At 63.9% G+C, this 19314-nt stretch carries 20 protein-coding genes; 8 read left to right on the forward strand and 12 right to left on the reverse strand.

Features of this window, described 5'->3' with window-relative positions:
• Nucleotides 1-19: 19 nt before the first annotated feature.
• The 7 genes from J7396_RS17305 to J7396_RS17335 all read right to left on the reverse strand — a co-directional run bounded on the left by J7396_RS17305 (nucleotide 20) and on the right by J7396_RS17335 (nucleotide 6913).
• A complete protein-coding gene (locus J7396_RS17305; RefSeq protein WP_033479206.1) occupies nucleotides 20-1339 on the reverse strand; it encodes an ABC transporter ATP-binding protein in 1320 nt (439 codons plus the stop codon).
• Complete coding sequence (locus J7396_RS17310) at nucleotides 1329-2171, reverse strand: ABC transporter permease (RefSeq protein ID WP_008576915.1); 843 nt, start codon at nucleotides 2169-2171, stop codon at nucleotides 1329-1331. Before J7396_RS17310 ends, J7396_RS17305 begins: the two co-directional genes overlap by 11 nt.
• Nucleotides 2171-3367, reverse strand: a complete 1197-nt coding sequence (locus J7396_RS17315; RefSeq protein ID WP_209261803.1) for a cystathionine gamma-synthase — start codon at nucleotides 3365-3367, stop codon at nucleotides 2171-2173. The genes J7396_RS17310 and J7396_RS17315 overlap by 1 nt, the downstream gene beginning before the upstream one ends.
• Nucleotides 3368-3466: 99 nt before the next feature.
• Complete coding sequence (locus J7396_RS17320) at nucleotides 3467-4837, reverse strand: pyridoxal-phosphate dependent enzyme (RefSeq protein WP_008576911.1); 1371 nt, start codon at nucleotides 4835-4837, stop codon at nucleotides 3467-3469.
• Nucleotides 4838-5072: 235 nt separating this feature from the next.
• Nucleotides 5073-5291: a YdcH family protein gene (locus tag J7396_RS17325; RefSeq protein WP_003484103.1), complete on the reverse strand. Its 219-nt coding sequence runs from the start codon at nucleotides 5289-5291 to the stop codon at nucleotides 5073-5075.
• A gap of 351 nt (nucleotides 5292-5642) precedes the next feature.
• Nucleotides 5643-6533: a hypothetical protein gene (locus J7396_RS17330; RefSeq protein ID WP_209261804.1), complete on the reverse strand. Its 891-nt coding sequence runs from the start codon at nucleotides 6531-6533 to the stop codon at nucleotides 5643-5645.
• A complete protein-coding gene (locus tag J7396_RS17335; RefSeq protein WP_005914753.1) occupies nucleotides 6530-6913 on the reverse strand; it encodes a DUF4398 domain-containing protein in 384 nt (127 codons plus the stop codon). The genes J7396_RS17330 and J7396_RS17335 overlap by 4 nt, the downstream gene beginning before the upstream one ends.
• A 98-nt stretch (nucleotides 6914-7011) precedes the next feature.
• Here J7396_RS17335 and J7396_RS17340 point away from each other — a divergent pair, with 98 nt between their 5' ends.
• Nucleotides 7012-8145 carry a PilT/PilU family type 4a pilus ATPase gene (locus J7396_RS17340; RefSeq protein ID WP_008576907.1) on the forward strand — a complete coding sequence of 378 codons (1134 nt, stop codon included), beginning with the start codon at nucleotides 7012-7014 and terminating at the stop codon, nucleotides 8143-8145.
• A 401-nt stretch (nucleotides 8146-8546) separates the two neighbouring features.
• Here J7396_RS17340 and maiA read toward each other — a convergent pair whose 3' ends face one another.
• Nucleotides 8547-9209 carry a maleylacetoacetate isomerase gene (gene maiA / locus J7396_RS17345; protein WP_065628030.1) on the reverse strand — a complete coding sequence of 221 codons (663 nt, stop codon included), beginning with the start codon at nucleotides 9207-9209 and terminating at the stop codon, nucleotides 8547-8549.
• 31 nt (nucleotides 9210-9240) lie between these two features.
• Nucleotides 9241-10299 (reverse strand): fumarylacetoacetate hydrolase family protein, encoded by a 1059-nt coding sequence (locus J7396_RS17350; RefSeq protein WP_029820312.1) that lies wholly within the window; start codon nucleotides 10297-10299, stop codon nucleotides 9241-9243.
• Nucleotides 10300-10612: 313 nt separating this feature from the next.
• On the opposite strand from J7396_RS17350, the gene J7396_RS17355 reads away from it, so the two are divergent.
• The 3 genes from J7396_RS17355 (at nucleotide 10613) to J7396_RS17365 (ending at nucleotide 13017) form a co-directional block, all read left to right on the forward strand.
• A complete protein-coding gene (locus tag J7396_RS17355; RefSeq protein WP_209261805.1) occupies nucleotides 10613-12001 on the forward strand; it encodes a DEAD/DEAH box helicase in 1389 nt (462 codons plus the stop codon).
• 135 nt (nucleotides 12002-12136) lie between these two features.
• Nucleotides 12137-12490: a 6-carboxytetrahydropterin synthase QueD gene (gene queD, locus J7396_RS17360; RefSeq protein ID WP_008576903.1), complete on the forward strand. Its 354-nt coding sequence runs from the start codon at nucleotides 12137-12139 to the stop codon at nucleotides 12488-12490.
• A 191-nt stretch (nucleotides 12491-12681) separates the two neighbouring features.
• Nucleotides 12682-13017 carry a phasin family protein gene (locus J7396_RS17365; protein WP_014091104.1) on the forward strand — a complete coding sequence of 112 codons (336 nt, stop codon included), beginning with the start codon at nucleotides 12682-12684 and terminating at the stop codon, nucleotides 13015-13017.
• A 112-nt stretch (nucleotides 13018-13129) separates the two neighbouring features.
• On the opposite strand, the gene bioD is transcribed toward J7396_RS17365, so the two are convergent.
• Nucleotides 13130-13804, reverse strand: coding sequence for a dethiobiotin synthase (gene bioD / locus J7396_RS17370; RefSeq protein WP_127166848.1), 675 nt, complete (start codon nucleotides 13802-13804; stop codon nucleotides 13130-13132).
• Nucleotides 13805-14035: 231 nt separating this feature from the next.
• Here bioD and J7396_RS17375 point away from each other — a divergent pair, with 231 nt between their 5' ends.
• Nucleotides 14036-14518, forward strand: a complete 483-nt coding sequence (locus J7396_RS17375; protein WP_005920832.1) for a GAF domain-containing protein — start codon at nucleotides 14036-14038, stop codon at nucleotides 14516-14518.
• Nucleotides 14515-14913 carry a TfoX/Sxy family protein gene (locus tag J7396_RS17380; RefSeq protein ID WP_031424957.1) on the forward strand — a complete coding sequence of 133 codons (399 nt, stop codon included), beginning with the start codon at nucleotides 14515-14517 and terminating at the stop codon, nucleotides 14911-14913. Before J7396_RS17375 ends, J7396_RS17380 begins: the two co-directional genes overlap by 4 nt.
• A 293-nt stretch (nucleotides 14914-15206) precedes the next feature.
• Here the strand turns inward: J7396_RS17380 and gph are convergent, their stop codons facing one another.
• Together gph and dinB are read right to left on the reverse strand one after the other, a co-directional pair.
• Nucleotides 15207-15857: a phosphoglycolate phosphatase gene (gph, locus tag J7396_RS17385; protein ID WP_031424958.1), complete on the reverse strand. Its 651-nt coding sequence runs from the start codon at nucleotides 15855-15857 to the stop codon at nucleotides 15207-15209.
• A gap of 142 nt (nucleotides 15858-15999) precedes the next feature.
• A complete protein-coding gene (gene dinB / locus J7396_RS17390; protein ID WP_008571016.1) occupies nucleotides 16000-17079 on the reverse strand; it encodes a DNA polymerase IV in 1080 nt (359 codons plus the stop codon).
• 347 nt (nucleotides 17080-17426) lie between these two features.
• Between dinB and fabA the strand changes: the two genes are divergently transcribed.
• Both fabA and fabB read left to right on the forward strand, forming a co-directional pair.
• Complete coding sequence (gene fabA, locus J7396_RS17395; protein WP_014091107.1) at nucleotides 17427-17942, forward strand: 3-hydroxyacyl-[acyl-carrier-protein] dehydratase FabA; 516 nt, start codon at nucleotides 17427-17429, stop codon at nucleotides 17940-17942.
• Nucleotides 17942-19150: a beta-ketoacyl-ACP synthase I gene (gene fabB, locus J7396_RS17400; protein ID WP_209261806.1), complete on the forward strand. Its 1209-nt coding sequence runs from the start codon at nucleotides 17942-17944 to the stop codon at nucleotides 19148-19150. The genes fabA and fabB overlap by 1 nt, the downstream gene beginning before the upstream one ends.
• Nucleotides 19151-19314: the final 164 nt, after the last annotated feature.

The raw sequence follows: 19314 nt of genomic DNA on the forward strand, positions 1-19314 counted from the left end.
TATGACATTCCTTATTCGACTACAGCACGGGACGAATAGCGGCCCGCACGTCGCTAAAACCAACGAAGCCTTCGGATATAACTTGAAAATGAATGGCATCATACCGGCGATCATGGGGAATAACATCGTCTCCAACTCGACTGGCGACGCCCACTGATATAAAGTAATCACCGCTCCCCAGGAAACACTGGAAATCGATGTCGATCCTTACCGATGTACCAGCGCTTCCGATCTCCACCATATCCTTGACGGACTGCATCTCGGTATTTGTTGCGTAAACCGTTACCCCTTCAGTGTTCTTCAGCGTCATGCCAATGATGGGGCGCTGTATTTCCTGCACGAAGCGAAGAGCTAGGCTCAAACGCGCTGATTTTCCACTGGATACAATCTGTGGGAAGTTGGCCCCACCAATCTGCAGATGGAAGTCCTGCAACACTGCGCCGCCATCACCCCAGCGGTATTCGTGGGGGTTATAGTTGGCGTGCTGTGAAAAAGGATCCGTTCCCTCGGCCGGTTGCCCTAAAAATGGATTCTCTCCATCGCGCGGTTCGAGAAACGCGTCGTTACGCGATGCAGGCCCCTCTGATGCTCGACTCGTGCCGAAAAGAAGATCAAGATACTGATGTACAACTGCCTTAGGTGCTCCATCCATTAAAAGATGTCCCCCATCAAGGAGGATCGCACGGTCGCAGTGGGTGACGATCTGCTCAGTGGAGTGCGACACGAAAAGGATTGATGTCCCTTGTTCGCGCAGCTCGCGCAAGCGGGCGAAGCATTTTGACTGAAACTTGGCGTCGCCCACAGCTAGCGCTTCGTCCACAACTAACACGTCAGGCGTCACGTTGATCGCGACCGCGAAGGCGAGCCGGACAAACATACCACTGGAATAGGTCTTCACCGGCTGATCGATGAATTGACCTATGTCGGCGAAGTCCTCAATTTTGTTGAAGCGATCTTCGACTTCACGTCTGGACAATCCGAGCACCGATCCGTAAACGAAGACGTTTTCGCGCCCCGTGAATTCCGGGTTGAAGCCGGCGCCTAATTCCAACAGTGCAGCAACCCGTCCATTGACCTCGGCGGAGCCCGTAGTGGGCGACAAGGTTCCACAAATTATTTGAAGAAGTGTCGATTTTCCGGAGCCGTTTCGGCCGACAATACCAACACTTTCCCCTTTACCCACTTCGAATGTGACTCCGTGCAACGCATGAAAATCACGGAACCATTTTGCCTTCCGTGACTGCGGACTCAGCATCTGCATGAGACGATGGTGGGCTTTCTGATAGATTGGAAAGACCTTACCTACGTTTCTGACTTCAATCACCGGTTCAGATGACATCCGCAAACCCCTTGCGCGTCGCCCTGAACCAAACAAACCCACCGTAGAAAGCCACCATCGCTAGCAATAGATATATAGAAAGCCCAGACCAATCCGGCAGATTGCCCCAGAGGGCCACTTCCCGCGCTTGGTCAATGATGAAGGTCAACGGATTCAGCAGAAACACTAGCTTCATGTTTTCCGGAATGGCTTGAGGTGGAATCATTGCCGAAGAAAGAAACAGCAGGGCCGTTGACAGAACCCCCGTTACCTGCGTGACATCTCGAAAATACACACCAAAAGAAGCCAGAAACCAAGACACTCCGAGCCCCAGGACGACCAGAGGGAGCATCACAATAGGAAGAAGCACGATGGTCCATACCATTTGTCCGTCCAGCAACAGACGGAGCACTGCGAACACCAAGGTGTTCATCAACACGTGGAATAACGCTGAAGCCACCATTGGCCAAGGCAATATCTCCAACGGAAAGATCACGCGCTTGACGAAATTGGGATTACCCATGATTAGGTGAGGGGAACGCATTAGGCATTCCGCAAAGAAGCCGTGAACGATTAACCCTACAAAAAGCACTAGGGAAAAATGCGATTGTCCTGCAGCGACTTCGGGCCACCGGCTTTTCATAATTGAACCGAATGCAATTGTGTATACGATCAGCAGCAGAAATGGACTAATCAGTGACCACAATAAACCAAAACTGGCCCCGCGATAACGCCCCAGAACTTCGCGTTTTGCAAGTTCCTTGGTCAAATCCCTACGCCCGATTAGCGCATCAAATGGCCCCAGTGCAATAGCGCGAACCCGCGACAGGATCGATGGTGCAGTCACGGTCATTACGAGGCTTCAGGCTGTAACGCCCGCTCCAAATCCCCACGCAAATCCCCCACATCCTCAATCCCCACACTCAACCGCACCAGCGCATCGCTGATACCAAGCTGGTCACGGCGGGCAACCGGAATGGAGGCGTGGGTCATGACGGCGGGATGGTTGAGCAGGCTTTCCACGCCGCCGAGCGATTCGGCCAGGGTGAACAATTCGGTCTTTTCGCAGAAACGCTTGGCTGCGTCGAAGCCGCCCTTGAGGACGATGGAGACGATGCCGCCGAAGCCGGACATCTGGGTTTTCGCGAGCGCATGCTGCGGGTGCGAAGCAAGGCCGGGGTAAATGACCTTTTCGATCGCAGGGTGGGTTTCCAGCCATTGCGCGAGCGCCAGGGCATTCTCGCAATGCGCGCGCATGCGCAGCGGCAGGGTCTTGAGGCCGCGCAGGGCGAGGAAGCTGTCGAACGGGCCCTGGACGCCGCCGATGGAGTTCTGCAGGAACGCCATCTGCTCGGCGAGCTCGGCGTTGTCGCCAACCACCGCGATGCCGCCGACCATGTCCGAGTGGCCGTTGAGATACTTGGTGGCCGAGTGCACGACGATATCCGCACCCAGGCTGAGCGGGCGCTGCAGCATCGGGGAAGCGAACGTGTTGTCGACCACGATCAACAGGCCGTGCTTGCGCGCGATCGCGGCAATGGCAGCGATATCGACCAGCTTGAGCATCGGGTTGGTCGGGGTTTCGATCCACACCATCTTGGTATCGGGGCGGATTGCAGCTTCGAAAACGGCCGGGTCGGTCAGGTCGACGAAGCTGAAATCCAGGCCGGCGGTGCGACGGCGCACGCGCTCGAACAGGCGGAAGGTGCCGCCGTACAGGTCGTCCATCGCCACCACGTGGCTGCCGGCATCCAGCAACTCCATCACCGTCGAGGTGGCAGCCATGCCGGAAGCGAACGCAAATGCGCGCGTACCGCCTTCCAGCGCGGCAACGCAACGCTCGTAGGCGAAGCGCGTGGGGTTGTGGGTGCGCGAATATTCGAAGCCCTGGTGCTCGCCGGGGCTGGACTGCGCATAGGTGGACGTCGCATAGATCGGCGGCATCACCGCGCCGGTGCTCGGATCTGGCGACTGCCCTCCATGGATCGCCAGCGTTGCGAGCGACAGCGCGCGCTCGCCGCCATGGCTATGAGTGGTGCGATTGGACATGGAGGTTCCCGAAAAAGTGGGCGATTGTAACAAGCAGGTCTGAATGGCCCGTGCCGCGCGTCTCATCCGAGCGCGCGGCAGTGCCGGATTACTGCACGATCACTGCACGCGACGGCGCAGGTAGTTGAGCAGGTCGATGCGGGTGATCAAGCCAAGAAATTGCGTGCCGTCCATGACGATGGCGACCTGGCCACGGTCGAACACCGGCAGCAGCGCTTCGATCGGCGACGCAACGTCCAGACGATCCAGCTTGCTGACCATGGCAGTGGAAATCGGGTCGCGGAAACGGGATTCGTCGCCATAGACATGCAGCAGCACGTCGCTTTCGTCCACGATGCCCACCAGCTCGCCATCGTCGATCACCGGCAACTGCGAGACGTCGTACAGCTTCATGCGCTGGTAGGCGGTGGTCAGCAGATCCTTCGGGCCCACCACCACGGTGTCGCGCTTGTTGTAAGGGCGCAGGATCAGGTCGCGCAGATCGCCATGTTGCGGGCGCTCCAAAAAGCCGTTGTCGAGCATCCAGTAGTCGTTGTACATCTTCGACAGATACTTGTTGCCGGTATCGCAGACGAACACCAGCACGCGCTTGGGCGTGGTCTGCTCGCGGCAATACTTCAGCGCCGCGGCCAGCAGGGTGCCGGTGGACGAGCCGCCGAGGATGCCCTCCTTGGCCAGCAGCTCGCGCGCGGTATGGAAGCTTTCCGCGTCGCTGATGGAATAGGCCTTCTTGACCCGCGAAAAGTCGGAGATATCCGGCAGGAAATCCTCGCCGATGCCTTCGACCAACCAGCTGCCGGACTTTTCGCTGACCGTGCCCTCTTCGATGTATTGGGTCAGGATCGAACCGACCGGGTCGGCCAATACCAGTTCGGTGTGCGGCGAGGCGCTGGCGAAGGCGCGCGACAGGCCGGTCATGGTGCCGGAGCTGCCGCAACCGAACACGATGGCGTCCAGTTGGCCGCCCATCTGCGCCAGGATTTCCGGGCCGGTGCCGAATTCGTGCGCGGCCGGGTTGTCCGGGTTGCCGAACTGGTTGATGAAGTAGGCGCCGGGAGTCTCGGCTGCGATCCTGGCAGCCAGGTCCTGGTAGTACTCGGGGTGGCCCTTGGCCACATCCGAGCGCGTCAGCACCACGTTGGCGCCCATGGCCTTGAGATTGAAGATCTTCTCGCGGCTCATCTTGTCCGGCACCACCAGGATCAACTGGTAGCCCTTCTGCTGCGCCACCAGGGCCAAGCCCAGACCGGTGTTGCCGGCGGTACCCTCCACCAGGGTAGCGCCGGGCTTGAGATCGCCGCGCTGCTCGGCCGCTTCGATCATCGACAGACCGATACGGTCCTTGATCGATCCGCCAGGATTATTCGCCTCCAGCTTGAGGAACAGCTCGCAGACGCCGGTGTCCAGACGCTGGGCCTTGACGATCGGCGTGTTGCCAATCAGTTCGAGTACGGAGGAATGAATCGCCATCGGGATATCGTCGCTGCGCCACGCGGGCTAGACCGGTCATTATCCGACGAACCGCCGGGGAATGCTCATTCAGCATTGAACCGATTGCACAGGCCGATGAACGAACAGGCTCAACCGTTCGCCGATGTGCCCCCGCCAGCAAACGCCGCTCCAACTAAAGACGCGGACGGTGGCAAGCCGACGAGGAGGCCGCCACCGCCCGCGACGGTGAACTTGTTCTAACGGTGGGGAAGGATCAGTGGGTGAGCTGGTCGTACATCCGGGTGAGCTTTTCTTTTGCCTGCAACTTCTCGCGCTTCATCTGGCCCAAGGTCACGTCGTCGATCGGGAGCACCCCGAGTTCGGCATCCATGCATTTCTTGTTCAATAGCTTGTGGCGTTGGTAGAGCTGCTTGAACTGGGGATCGGACTTCATCAATGCGTCGATTTCGGTCTGCGGTTGCCCTTCGAACATGGCGTTACCTCCTTCACTTAAAACAAGAACGCCCCGGCCAGCGAAGGCACGGGGCGCAGCTTGGGGATGGAAGACCAACGCGTTGCAAAGGCCGACACACCGGCGGAACCACCAACAACTGCTCCACCATGTTGTCTCGTTGCGTGCCTCTGCATCACTGGCCCGGCCCTCCGTACTTCCCGGGCCGCGGAGTTGCTGCCCGGAGGTACGACCCTACGCCGGTCGCCCAGGGGGTTCAAGACCGAAACGGCCGCATTTGCCGTTCCCTGCCTCAATCAGTGACCGCGGTTCAACCAGGCGTCATGCACGGGTTAAAAGACCTTAACTTCCAATCACTTGCAACAAATGACATCAGGGCGCGACAACGACCTCGGCCGCGCGGGTCTTGCTGGCCGCGCCTTTGGTGCCGGTGACCTGCAGCCGCGAGGCCGACACGCCGCCTGCCACCAACGCATCGCGCAGTGCTTCGGCACGCTTCTTGGCAATGGCTGGATCGGTGTCGAAGCCGACGATGCTGACCCGGCCCTTCTTGCCGATGTTCAGATATTCGGCCAATGCCTTGGCCTGCCCGGCGGCATCCCCGGACAACGCCGCCTTGCCACCGAAGGCGCCACTGCCCAGGGAAAACACTTCGCCGCGGCTGTCGAACTTGGCGGCCGGCAGCTTGGCCCCGGCGACCAGCTCGGCCTCCTCATGCGCCAGTTGCACCGCCTTCTGCTGGGCCGCGTTGAGCTTGGCGGTCTGCTTGCCGGCCACGCTGGTCAACGCCAGCTCGGCGTCCTGGCGGGCGAGCGCTTCCTGTTCGGCGGCCTGGCGTGCCTGCTCGGCAGCCTCGGTCTGGATCTGCGCCTGCACGCGCAGGCGTTCGGCTTCCTGGCGCGCCCGTGCGGCATCGCGGCGGCTGGCTTCGATCAGCAAGTCGTTGCGCGTGCCTTCCAGGCGGTCCAATTCGCGCCGCGCCAGCGCGGTACGGGCGGTGAGTTCGGCGATTTCGACCCGGCGGTCGGCCAGAAACACCAGCTCGTCGCGGTCACGGCGTTTGGCCTCGGCCAGCGCAGCCACGCTTTGCTGCGCCTGCAGCCGCTCAAAGCGCGCCAGATCGTTGGTCTGCGGGTCGTTCTGTAGTGCGGCCAGGCGCCGGTTGAGCGCGTCGGCCTGCGGGTCGTCCTTGGCCGCCATCGCCAGCGGCGGCAACGTGACCAGGCTCAACACACCGAGATACAGCAGGGGGCGCAGTTTCATCGGCCGCCCTCCCCGGTATTGAGGGTGTTCTGCAACTGCGCCACTTCCTTCCTGCGCTGTTCCAGTTGAGCGGTGACCACCGCTTCTTCGCTGCGGGCCTTGGCCAGGTCGGCGTCGGCGGCGGCGCGCAAGGCGATCTGGGGCACCTGCTTGCGCTGGCGCTTGTCCAGTTGCGCCTGCTGGGCCTGCATCAATTCCTGGCGGGCCAGGTTGACCAGGTCTGGGGCGTATTGGTCGGCATCGGCCTGGGTGGCGCGTTGCACGGCCTGTTCGGCGGCGGTGAGCTCCGGTGCCACCTGGGCGGCGGCCGGAGAGGAAAGGACCATGAAACAGGCGATGCCATACAGGGATCGCCGCAAGTATGCGAAGCTAGCCGTCATTAGGGGAGCCGTAGCGAGAAGTCTCGAGCACGGCCATTGTCGGAAGCCTGCGGCGGACTTGCAACGAGACGCTGCTGTTTGTTGGGGAACCATTGCGCATGGATATCGGCTACTTCCTGAAGCTGATGACCGAAAAGAATGCCTCGGACATGTTCTTGACCACCGGCGCGCCGGTGTACATCAAGATCGAGGGCAAGCTTTACCCGCTCGGCAATACGGGGTTGCCGCCGGGAATGGTCAAGAAAATCGCCTACTCGTTGATGGACGAAGGCCAGGTGCCGCAGTTCGAACGCGAGCTCGAGCTCAACATGGCCATCGCCCTGCCCGATGCCGGCCGTTTCCGCGTGAACGTTTTCAAGCAGCGCGGCGAGGTGGGCATGGTGATTCGCGCCATTCGCAGCCGGATTCCCAGCATCGAAGAGCTCAACCTGCCGCAGGTGCTCAAGGACGTCATCATGACCCCGCGCGGGCTGGTGCTGGTGGTGGGTTCGACCGGTTCGGGCAAGTCGACCTCGCTGGCGTCGATGATCGACCACCGCAACAGCACCACCACCGGGCACATCCTCACCATCGAGGACCCGATCGAATACCTGCACAAGCACAAGATGTCGATCGTGAACCAGCGCGAGGTGGGCCTGGACACGCACGCCTTCCAGAGCGCGCTGAAGAACGCCATGCGCGAGGCGCCGGACGTGATCCTGATCGGCGAGATCCTGGACGCCGAAACCATGGAGGCGGCGATCGCCTTCGCCGAAACCGGCCACCTGTGCCTGGCCACGCTGCACTCCAACAACGCCGACCAGACCATCGAGCGCATCCTCAATTTCTTCCCGGAAAGCGCGCACAAGAACGTGCTGATGAACCTGGCGCTGAATCTGCGCGCAGTGGTCTCCCAGCGCCTGGTCAAGGGCGTGGACGGGCGCCGCCGCCCCGCCACCGAGGTGTTGCTCAATACCCCGATGATCCGCGACCTGCTACGGCGCGGCCAGGTGCACGAGGTCAAGGCAGCGATGGAAGAGTCGCTGGAAGAAGGCATGCAGACCTTCGACCAATGCCTGTTCCGGATGGTGAAGTCGGGCGAAATCGAGCAGGAAGAAGCACTGCGCGCGGCCGACTCGCGCGACGGCCTGGCGCTGAAGTTCCGTCTCTCCGAGGGCGGCTCCGGCGAGCACGACCCGTATGCGGATTACGAAGCGGCCGCGGCACCGAAGATCAGTCACGGGTTCATCTAATCGGTTTGGCGGCGACGATCGGTGATCTTGCGGCACCGGGGGGCCGCTGGATCCTGGTGGTTAAGAGCGAACTCTGCGACGTGCTCCGCATTCGCGATGCCGATGCAACCGGCGCCCTCATCCGGCGCTGCGCGCCACCTTCTCCCGCTTGCGGATAAGGACGAGATCGGCGCCCCGCTTGCGGCAGGAGGAAAAGGCCGGCGGCCTCCCTCCTGCGGGAGAAGGGAGGGATCGGCGCTCGCACGGTGCTTTCAGGTGCCGGTGCCGAAGCTCTCAAACTTACATTCCAATTCGCCTGGCGTGACGCCGACTGCCCGAACCGGGTGATTGCCTGCCTGCCCTTCTCCCGTGCCATGGGAGAAGGCGCCCGAAGGGCGGATGAGGGCTGTGACAGCCTGCCCTCAGCCCACCGCGTCGGCCTGCATCTCCGGGCGCGCCGCGTCGAAGGCCGGTAACTGCAGGCAGGCCTGCTCGATGCGCCGCAGGGTCGGATATGGCGCCAGATCGACCTCGAACCGATGCGCGTTGTAGAGCTGCGGGATCAGCACGCAATCGGCCAGGCCCGGTGCATCGCCGTGGCAGAAGCACCCGGTCTGCGCATCGCGCGCCAGCTGCGTTTCCAGCGCCGCAAAGCCCCGCTCCATCCAGCGCCGTGTCCACTGCTGGCGTTGTGCGCCCTCCAGCGCGAACTCGCGCTCCAGCACCTGCATGACGCGCAGGTTGTTGAGCGGGTGCACGTCACAGGCGATGAGCTGCGCCAATGCGCGCACCCGGGCGCGTTCGGCAGGCGCGCGCGGCAGCAGCGCCGTGGTGCCCGCGAATGCCTCTTCCAGATACTCCAGAATCGCCAGCGACTGCGTGATGACCACATCGCCATGCCGCAACGTCGGCACCAGTTCCTGCGGATTGAGTTGCGCATAGGCCGGCGCGTGCTGCTCGCCCCCATCGCGCACCAGATGCACCGGGCGGACGATGTAATCCAGCGCCTTCAGCCCAAGACCGATGCGCACGCGATACGCCGCGCTGGAGCGCCAGTACGAAAACAGCTCCAGGGCCGCGCTCATACGCGACCGCCTGTCGTCGCTGCGCCGCAGGTCATGGCAGCGGCTGCCGCTCGACGCGCTGTTCGATCGCACCGAAGATGCTGGCGCCACTGGCATCGAACATCTCGATCCGCACCATGTCCCCGAACGCCATGAACGGCGTGCTGGGCTTGCCGTCGCGCAGCGTCTCGACCACGCGTTGCTCGGCAAAACACGAGGCGCCCAAGGCGGTGTCCTGGTTGGCGATGGTGCCCGAGCCCACGATGGTGCCGGCCGACAGCGGACGGGTCTTGGCGGCGTGGGCGATCAGTTGGGCGAAGTCGAACTGCATGTCGTTGCCGGCTTCGGGCGCGCCGAACCAGGCGCCGTTGACGTGCGTGACCAGCGGAAGATGCACCTTGTTGTCGCGCCAGGCATCGTCCAGCTCGTCGGGGGTGACGAACACCGGCGACAGCGCCGAACGCGGCTTGGATTGCACGAAACCAAAGCCCTTGGCGAGCTCGGCCGGAATCAGGTTGCGCAGCGAGACATCGTTGACCAGGCCCACCAACTGGATATGCGCGGCCGCCTGCTCGGGCGAGGCGCCCATCGGCACGTCGTCGGTGATGACCACAATCTCCGCCTCCAGGTCGATGCCGTAGTCCTCGCTGATCACCTTGATCGCATCGCGCGGGCCATAGAAGCCGGCGCTGGTGGCCTGGTACATCAGCGGGTCGGTGTAGAAGCTTTCCGGCACTTCGGCATTGCGTGCGCGGCGCACCCGCTCCACATGCGGCAGGTAGGCACTGCCGTCGACGAACTCGTAGGCGCGCGGCAAGGGGGCGGCCAAGGCCTGCACATCCAGATCGAACACGCCGTCGGCGCTGCCATCGTTGAGCGAGGCCGACAAGGCATTCAGGCGCGGCGCCACATTGCTCCAGTCCTCCAGCGCGCGCTGCAGCGTGGGCGCGATGCCGGTGGCGCGCACGGCGGTGCGCAGGTCGCGTGAAACCACGATCAGGCTGCCGTCGCGACCGCCTTCCTTCAGGGAACCTAGCTTCATGACCATCCTGTGCTGTGGCTGATCGGACGATTGTACGGCCTGCCGCACTACTGGTTGCACCTGAAACAACTGACCGTGACCACAACCGCGAAACCGCGATTTTGTGCAGCGCGCCAAACGCGAGTACACTTGCCGGGTCTGCATGCGGCCGTCCGTTTCCCTTAGGGACAGCCGGCGAGGCCAGGATCGATCGATCCGCTCGCCCGCCCCACCCGACGCCTTTCGTGGTGCCGACAAACCCATCGCTCCTTGATCGGGTTGATCCACCATCTCGCAGCGCGGTTCACGGGAACGCTCCGAGCCTCACCTTCTTGCATCTGCAATGCGTTTGCGCTCCGGGCTTGGCTTGGCTTGGCGGCGACGCTTTACTTGGAGCTTCCTGATGTCTTTTGAAAACCTGGGCCTTGCGCCCTTCCTGCTGCGCGCGTTGGCCGAGCAGGGCTACGAAACCCCCACCCCGATCCAGCAGCAGGCGATCCCGTTGGTGCTGGCCGGTCACGACCTGCTGGCCGGCGCGCAGACCGGCACCGGCAAGACCGCTGCCTTCGGCCTGCCGCTGCTGCAGCACCTGGGCACCGCGCCGCAGACCGTCAACGGCCCGCGCAAGCCGCGCGCGCTGATCCTGACCCCCACCCGCGAACTGGCCACCCAGGTGCACGACAGCCTGCGCGGCTACAGCAAGTACCTGCGCATCCCCAGCGCGGTGATCTATGGCGGCGTGGGCATGGGCAACCAGCTCGATGCGCTGCGTCGTGGCGTGGACCTGCTGATCGCCTGCCCGGGCCGCCTGATCGACCATATCGAACGTCGCAGCGTGGACCTGTCCGGCATCGAAGTGCTGATCCTGGACGAAGCCGATCGCATGCTCGACATGGGCTTCCTGCCGTCGATCAAGCGCATCCTGACCAAGCTGCCGCGCCAGGACCGTCAGACGCTGCTGTTCTCGGCCACCTTCGAAGAGAACATCAAGCAGTTGGCGCTGGAGTTCATGCGCAACCCGATGCAGATCCAGGTCACCCCGAGCAACACCGTGGCCGAGAGCATCACTCACCGCGTGCACCCGGTCGACGGCGCCCGCAAGCGCGATCTGTTGCTGCACCTGCTGGCGCAGGACAGCCGCGAGCAGACCCTGGTGTTCGCGCGCACCAAGCACGGCAGCGACAAGCTGGCGCTGTTCCTGGAGAAGTCCGGCATCAAGACCGCGGCGATCCATGGCAACAAGAGCCAGGGTCAGCGCATGCGCGCGCTGAGCGACTTCAAGGCAGGCCGCGTGACCGTGCTGGTGGCCACCGATATCGCCGCGCGCGGGATCGATATCGACCAGCTGCCGAAGGTCATCAACTACGACCTGCCGATGGTGGCCGAGGACTACGTGCACCGCATCGGCCGCACCGGCCGTAACGGCTCCACCGGCGAGGCGATTTCGCTGGTGGCGCAGGACGAAGCCAAGCTGCTGCGCCAGATCGTGCGCATGCTGGGCCGCGACGTGGAAATCCGCGACGTGCCGGGCTACGAGCCGCAGACCCCGATCCGTTGGGGCAACAGCGCGCCGGGTCGCGCCGAGCAGCCGGGTGGCGAGCGCGCGCCGCGCAAGAGCCACGCCCGTCGTCCGCATGGCGATGCACCGCGTCAGGCGCATGCGCATGCCGGCCCGAAGAAGCCGGGTGGCCAGCGCAGCGGCGGGCCGCGTCAGGCCAACGCTGGCGCGGGCGCAGGCCGTCGCGATGGTGGACGTGGCGGCAATGGCCGTCCGGCCAACCGCGGCGCCTGAGCGCTGGGCATGCGCTGAGAACAAGGGCCGCGATGCGGCCCTTGTTCTGTCCGTCCCGGCCTGCCCGGGCTCTTGCGGGATCCTGCCCTGTGCAGTCACGCATCTCTCCTTCTTCCTGCTTGCCGAATCACCATCATGGACATCTTCAAGGTCTTCACCCTGGAAGCCGCGCACCGGCTTCCCAACGTGCCGCCTGGGCATAAATGCGCGCGCCTGCACGGCCATTCGTTTCGCGTTGAGCTGCATGTCAGCGGCGAACCCGGCGCCGAGACCGGCTGGATCATGGATTTCGGTGACATCAAGGCGGCCTTCCAGCCGATCTACGACCGCCTGGACCACCATTACCTCAACGACATCGAAGGGTTGGAAAACCCCACCAGCGAACGCCTGGCGATCTGGATCTGGCAGCAGCTCAAGCCGGCACTGCCGCAGCTGAGCGAGATCGTGGTGCACGAGACCTGCACCTCCGGCTGTCGCTATCGCGGCTGAGCGGCAGCGCAGTGGAGTGACCTAAAGCCGCCAGCTGGCGGCTTTTCTCATTTGAGCGGCCGCCTAAGCTGTTGATCTTAAAGCGCTTCTACGCACGTTTGGAAAATCTTCAGGAAACGTGTTGCATCGCAGCAACATCGGCGTATGCTGCAACGCAACAAACGGTCACGGCTTTCCCCAAGGGGTTCGCAATGTCGGCGCAGTTCGAAAACAGCTTCACCAATCAGTTCGCGTCTGTCGCAGCACGTGCCAACCAGTTGGCCTTGGAGACGCTGGAACGCAACGTCAACGCGACCAGCAGCTTCTTCGGCGAGTTTGCGCAGGCGCGCGATCTGGGCGCCTACCAGACGCTCTGGCCGAAAGGCTTGCAGGTTGCGCGCGACAACCTGGAACGCCTGGCCTCGGTCAATCAGGAAGTGGTCGGGCTGGGATTGAAGATGTCCAGCGAACTTGGGCAGTTTGCCAAGCAGCAGTTCGAAAACGGCAGCGACCAGGCCGGCGCATCAGGCAAGACCCGGCGTAAGTAAGCGCCAATAAATTCAGCGTCTTTGCATGGGTCCCTCCCCCCGTGCAATCCGGCCCGACAGATCCCTCCCTCTGTCGGGCTTTTTTATTGCCCGCGCGAGCGCGCCGTGCCAGCTAGCGCGGCAACTGCAGCCCGTGTGCCTGGGCGGCAGCGTCGGCGCCCGGTCGCCACGGGATCCGGCCCCAGCACGGCATCGCCAGGCGCTGGCGCAGCATGCCGATGTTCTCTTCGATGCGCTCCATCTGCGGATCGATTTCATTGGCGATCCACCCGATGCACTGCAGCCCATCGGCGGCGATGGCCGCAGCAGTGAGCCGCGCGTGGTTGATGCAGCCCAGCCGCACGCCGACCACCAGCACCACCGGCAGCTGCAAGGCGCGCACCAGATCGGCTTGGTCCAGGGTCGCGCTCAGCGGCGCGGCCCACCCGCCCACCCCTTCCACCACCACCACCTCGGCCTGCGTGCGCAATTGCGCGAACGCGTGTGCGATGGGCTCCAGCGCCAGCGTTACGCCGACATCGGCCGCCGCCAGTTCCGGTGCCAGCGGCGCCGGCAAGGCGTAGGGATTGAGCGTGGCGTAGTCCGGCTGCGGATCGCTGGCCGCCTGCAGCGCCAGCGCGTCTTCGTTACGCCAACCCTGCGGCGTGTGCTCGCAGCCGCTGGCCACCGGCTTCATGCCGACGGCGCGATGGCCGCGTGCGCGCAAGGCGTGCAACAGCGCGGTGCTGCCCATGGTCTTGCCGATGCCGGTATCGGTGCCGGTGACATAAAAAGCTGGATGCTGCATACGCCTGATCCTGCGGCCGCGCCGCCATTGCCGTGAGGGCGCGCAGCATACCGTGCGCACTGCACGTGCGGCTGAGGACGGTTGGTTGTCGTTTGCCTGCGGGGCCACGTTGCCCCTGTGCGCGCCGCTGGCTGCCTCGGCCAATGATCGCGACTCAGTGCTGGAAAGCTCCTGCGCGTTCCTTGCCCGATCGCAACCACGCTGCAAGACGGCCACTGCTAAACTTTGCCGATGTTCGCCACCTCTTCGCTGACCGGCAGCAAGCCGGAACAATATGCCCAGCTCACCGCCCAGGCCCAGGCACTGGTGCACGGCGAGCCGGACCGGATCGCCAATGCCGCCAATCTGGCCGCGCTGATCTTCCATTCGTTGCCGTCGCTCAACTGGGCCGGCTTCTACTTCTACGACGGCCGCGAGCTGGTGGTGGGGCCGTTCCAGGGCCTGCCGGCGTGCGTGCGCATCCCGCTGGACAAAGGCGTGTGCGGTGCGGCTGCCAGTACCCGGCAGAGCCAGCGCATTGCCGATGTGGACGCGTTCCCCGGGCATATTGCCTGCGATTCGGCATCGCGCTCGGAGCTGGTGATTCCACTGGTCAAAGGCGATGCGCTGATCGGCGTGCTGGACCTGGATAGCCCGGAGCTGGACCGCTTCGATGCCGACGATCAACGTGGCCTGGAAGCCATTGCGCAACTCTTCGTAGACGCGCTGGCGTGACCACCGAGCGGATGCGCAACATCGGGCCCAAAAGCGCGGCATGGCTGCGCCAGGTCGGGCTGCGCACGCAGCAGGACCTGCAAGCGGTGGGTGCGGTGGGCGCATTCGTCAAGGTGCGCCGCGCGGGCTTCAAGCCCAGCCTCAACCTGCTGTATTCGTTGGAAGGCGCGTTGGCCGATTGCCATTGGCAGGACGTGCCCGAAGCGCGCCGGCATGCCTTGCTCGCCGAGTACGAAGCGGCCAGCGCGCTGCTGCCGGTGCGCGGGCGTGCCGTCGGCGGGCCGGTGGAAACCGTGCACTATGCGCGCGCCGACAACGACGATACGCACGGCGACGCGGCTACGGCAACCGACCTTTACGACGCTGCGGATGCAGAGCGAGCAGGCGAGGATTGAATCGGCCGGCAGCGCCCGGCAATCGGCTGATCGATGCAGCTGGCCCATGCGCGCGCTCATGCATGCAGCCTCGCGTCGCACTACGCATGGCTCGTTTCAGAGCCTGAAGCGCAAGGTCCTGCGACGACACGCACCGGTCGGCATGCATGGCTCACCACCGTGTCTTGGGTGCTGGCCGCTCAGCGGCACAGGTCGCTGTTGCACAATCTCCCGCTTCAGCGCAGACGCCCGAGCTTACGCCTGCGGCCGTAACGCACGCCGCCGCATCGGTCGATCCGTGGTGCGCGCGTAGGTCAGCGCAACGCGAGCAGTTCACGCATGTCGTCGACGATGGTCACGGCACCGGCGCGTTGCACATCGAAACCGCGCAGGTAGCCGTAACGCACCATCGCCAGCGGCATGTTCGCGGCGTTTGCGGCGGCGGCATCGGTGGCCGAATCGCCAACCATCAAACACTGTTGCGGGCTGCGTTGAAAGTGACTGGCAAGCTGCAGCAGCGGTGCCGGGTCAGGCTTGCGCTGCGGCAACGAATCGCCCCCGAGCACACGGCTGAAATGCGCGGCGATACCCAGATGCTCCAGCAACGGCGCGATAAAACGCGCAGGTTTGTTGGTGCACAATGCCAGCGTGGCGCCCGCATCGCGCAGGCCGGCCAGCGCCTCGGCAACGCCCGGGTACAACTGCGGGTCGTGCAGCAGGCTCGCCTCGTAATGGCGCATCATCACCGGCATTTCGGCATCGGCATCGCGCGTGCTGCCGGCTTCGCGCAATGCGGTGGCAAGCAATACCTTGACGCCTTCGCCGATCCAGCTGCGGATCGTGGCTTGGCTGAACTGCTGTAGCCCCAACTCCTGCAAGGTACCGTTGAGAGCCTCGGCGATATTGGGTGCGCTGTCCACCAGCGTGCCATCCAGGTCGAAGATCACCAGCGGATACGGAAACATTCGGACGGCCTCGTGCGTGGGAGAGCCGCAGTGTACGCAGTGCAAGATTCAGCGCGTGTCACTGCCAAGCACCGTGGATTGCTCGCCACCTGCGTTAGATGCAGTCATCGCCGCATGCGAGACGCGATGCAGCACGGGCCGCTCACTCCAACGGCGGCATCTGGCCGAACAACTGCCCCTGCACGGCGCCATCTTCGACATCGCTGAAACCGCTCAAGCCCACACCGACCAGGCGATAGCGCGTCTGCGTGGGCAGCTCCACGCGGCGGGTCAATGCCAGGGCAATCTGGGCCAATGCCTCCTGCGAGGTAGGCGGCTGCTCGGGCGTGTAGGAGCGCGTCAGGATGCGAAAATTCGAGGTCTTCAATTTCAGCACGACCGTGCGCCCGATGCGTTCGGTGCGGCGCGTGGCGAGCCAGGTCTTTTCGGCCAGCCGCAGGATGTGCGGGTCCAGTGCATCAAGCGCCAGATCTTCGCTGAAGGTGTCTTCCGAGGAGACCGATTGCACTTCCTGATCCGGCTCGACCGGGCGCTCGTCGATGCCGCGCGCGCGGCGATACAGGCTCTGACCGAAACTGCCGAAATGCGCCTGCAGTTCTTCCAATGGCCGCTGGCGCAGATCGGCCACGGTGACGATGCCCAGCGCCGCCAACTTGCCATCCATTACCTTGCCTACGCCGGGAATGCGATTGACCTTGAGCGGCAGCAAAAATGCATCCACGCGGCTGGGCGCAATCACGAACTGGCCATCGGGCTTGCGCCAATCCGACGCAATCTTGGCCAGGAACTTGTTCGGCGCGATGCCGGCCGATGCGGTGAGCTGGGTTTCCTCGCGGATCTGCGTACGGATCAACTGCGCAACCTCGGTGGCCAACTGCATGCCGGTTTTGGCGTGCGTGACGTCCAGATAGGCCTCGTCCAGCGACAACGGCTCCACCAAGTCGGTATGACGATGGAAAATCTCGCGTACTTGCCGCGACACCGCCTTGTAGCGCGCAAAATCCGGCGGCACGAAGATCGCGTCCGGGCACAGGCGCTCGGCACGCACGGCCGGCATCGCCGAGCGAATACCGAAGGTCCGCGCTTCGTAGGAGGCCGCGCACACCACCGAGCGCGCGCCGCGCCAGGCCACCACTACCGGCTTGCCGCGCAGGCCCGGGTCGTCACGCTGCTCCACGGACGCGTAGAACGCATCCATGTCCACGTGCACGATCTTGCGCATCAAGCGGGGTTCTCTGTCGCAGGTCTGCGCCCATGATAAGCCAGCGCCGTCTCACCCCTTGCGTCGAGAGACATCGCCACGGATTGGCAAAGCGAACACGAGCGCGTCCTCAATAGCAAAGGTAACGCATCCGACGACAGCGCCTGCACGGCCAACCATGCAGGCCTGCCACGCATGTGCCGACGGCGGTCCCGAGCACCGTGACTTCGCCTGCAACAGTGCATCTGCGCACTGGGCACTCAGCGGAAAACAGCACGCATGCGTACGGATAAAACGTTTGATTGAACCGCGCGACCTCATGCACCCTTCCCCGCCTCGCCTCTCGCTCCTTGCAGGACACGTTCGTCATGACTCGTCAAAGTACGTACTCGCGCGACCAATTGCTGGCCAGCGCGCGTGGGGAATTGTTTGCGCCCGACAGCGGCCGTCTGCCCAACGATCCGATGCTGATGTTCGACCGCATCACCGAGATCAGCGACGCCGGCGGTGCACATGGCAAGGGGCTGATTCGTGCCGAACTGGATATCCGCCCGGACCTGTGGTTCTTCGGCTGCCACTTCATCGGCGACCCGGTGATGCCAGGCTGCCTGGGCCTGGATGCGATGTGGCAACTGACCGGCTTTTTCCTCACCTGGATCGGCGCGCCGGGCCGTGGCCGCGCGTTGGGCTGCGGCGAGGTCAAGTTCACCGGCCAGGTGCTGCCCAGCGCCAGGCTGGTGCGCTACGAGGTCGATGTCAGCCGCGTCATCAACCGCAAGCTGGTGATGGCGCAGACCGATGCACGCATGCTGGTGGATGGGCGCGAGATCTACACCGCCAAGGATCTGCGTGTGGGCATGTTCACTTCAACGGAGAATTTCTGATGCGTCGCGTCGTCATTACCGGAATGGGCATCACCTCATGCCTGGGCAACGATCTGGACACCGTCTCCAGTGCACTGCGCGAGAGCCGCTCCGGTATCACCGCGCTGCCCGATCACGCCGAAGCAGGCCTGCGGAGCCAGGTCGGCGGTGCGGTGGCGCTGGATCTGGACAGCCTGATCGACCGTAAGCTCAAACGCTTCATGGGCGATGCCTCGGCCTACGCATACCTGGCAATGCGCGATGCGATCGCCGATGCGGGCCTGGATGCCGAGCAGGTCGGCGGCCTGCGCACCGGCGTGATTGCCGGCTCCGGTGGCGGCTCCAGCCAATGGCAGGTGGAAACCGCCGACCTGCTGCGCAACCGTGGCGTGCGCAAAGTAGGCCCATACATGGTGCCGCGCACGATGTGTTCGTCGGTGTCCGCATCGCTGGCCACCGCGTTCAAAATACGCGGGCTGAGCTACTCGCTGTCGGCCGCGTGCGCGACGTCTGCGCATTGCATCGGTGCAGCGGCAGATCTGATCCGGCATGGCGCGCAGGACGTGATGTTCGCCGGTGGCGGCGAAGAACTGCACTGGACCATGAGCGTCATGTTCGATGCGATGGGCGCGCTGTCCACCGGCTTCAACGATCGCCCTGCCGTGGCCTCGCGCCCGTACGATGCGCAGCGCGATGGCTTCGTCATCGGCAGCGGCGGCGGCATGCTGGTGCTGGAAGACTACGACCACGCCATCGCGCGTGGCGCACGCATCCATGCCGAACTGCTCGGCTATGGCGTGACCTCCGACGGTGCCGACATGGTCGCGCCCAGCGGCGAAGGCGCCGTGCGCTGCATGCACATGGCCATGCAGGGCTTGCAGCGCCCGATCGATTACCTCAACACGCATGGCACGTCCACGCCGTTGGGCGATGTCACCGAACTGGGCGCGGTGCGCGAGGTATTCGGCGACTACGTGCCGCCGCTGTCTTCGACCAAGGGGCTCTCCGGGCACTCGCTGGGCGCGGCCAGCGTGCACGAGGCGATCTACAGCCTGCTGATGCTGCGCGATGGCTTCATGGCCGGCTCGGCGCATATCGACGAACTCGACCCGCGTGCCGAAGGCTTTCCTATCCTGCGGCAGACACAGGACGCGACCTTGAACACGGTGATGTCCAACAGTTTCGGCTTCGGTGGCACCAACGCGGCACTGGTCTTCGGCCGGGTGTAACCACTGGCGCCACCGCCGCGATCACGCTGCGGTGGCTCGCCTGCGATGCGGCAACGCGCGCGTAGATCACGCAATGCTGCCAGGGTCTTGCAGGCACTCAGCCGAAGCGTCAGGCCTGCCGTAGCAAGCGCACGCTTGCGCCGCTGGTGCCGGCCCGGGGACCA

It is taken from the genome of Xanthomonas sp. A1809, assembly GCF_017746015.1.
Lineage (GTDB): Bacteria > Pseudomonadota > Gammaproteobacteria > Xanthomonadales > Xanthomonadaceae > Xanthomonas > Xanthomonas euvesicatoria.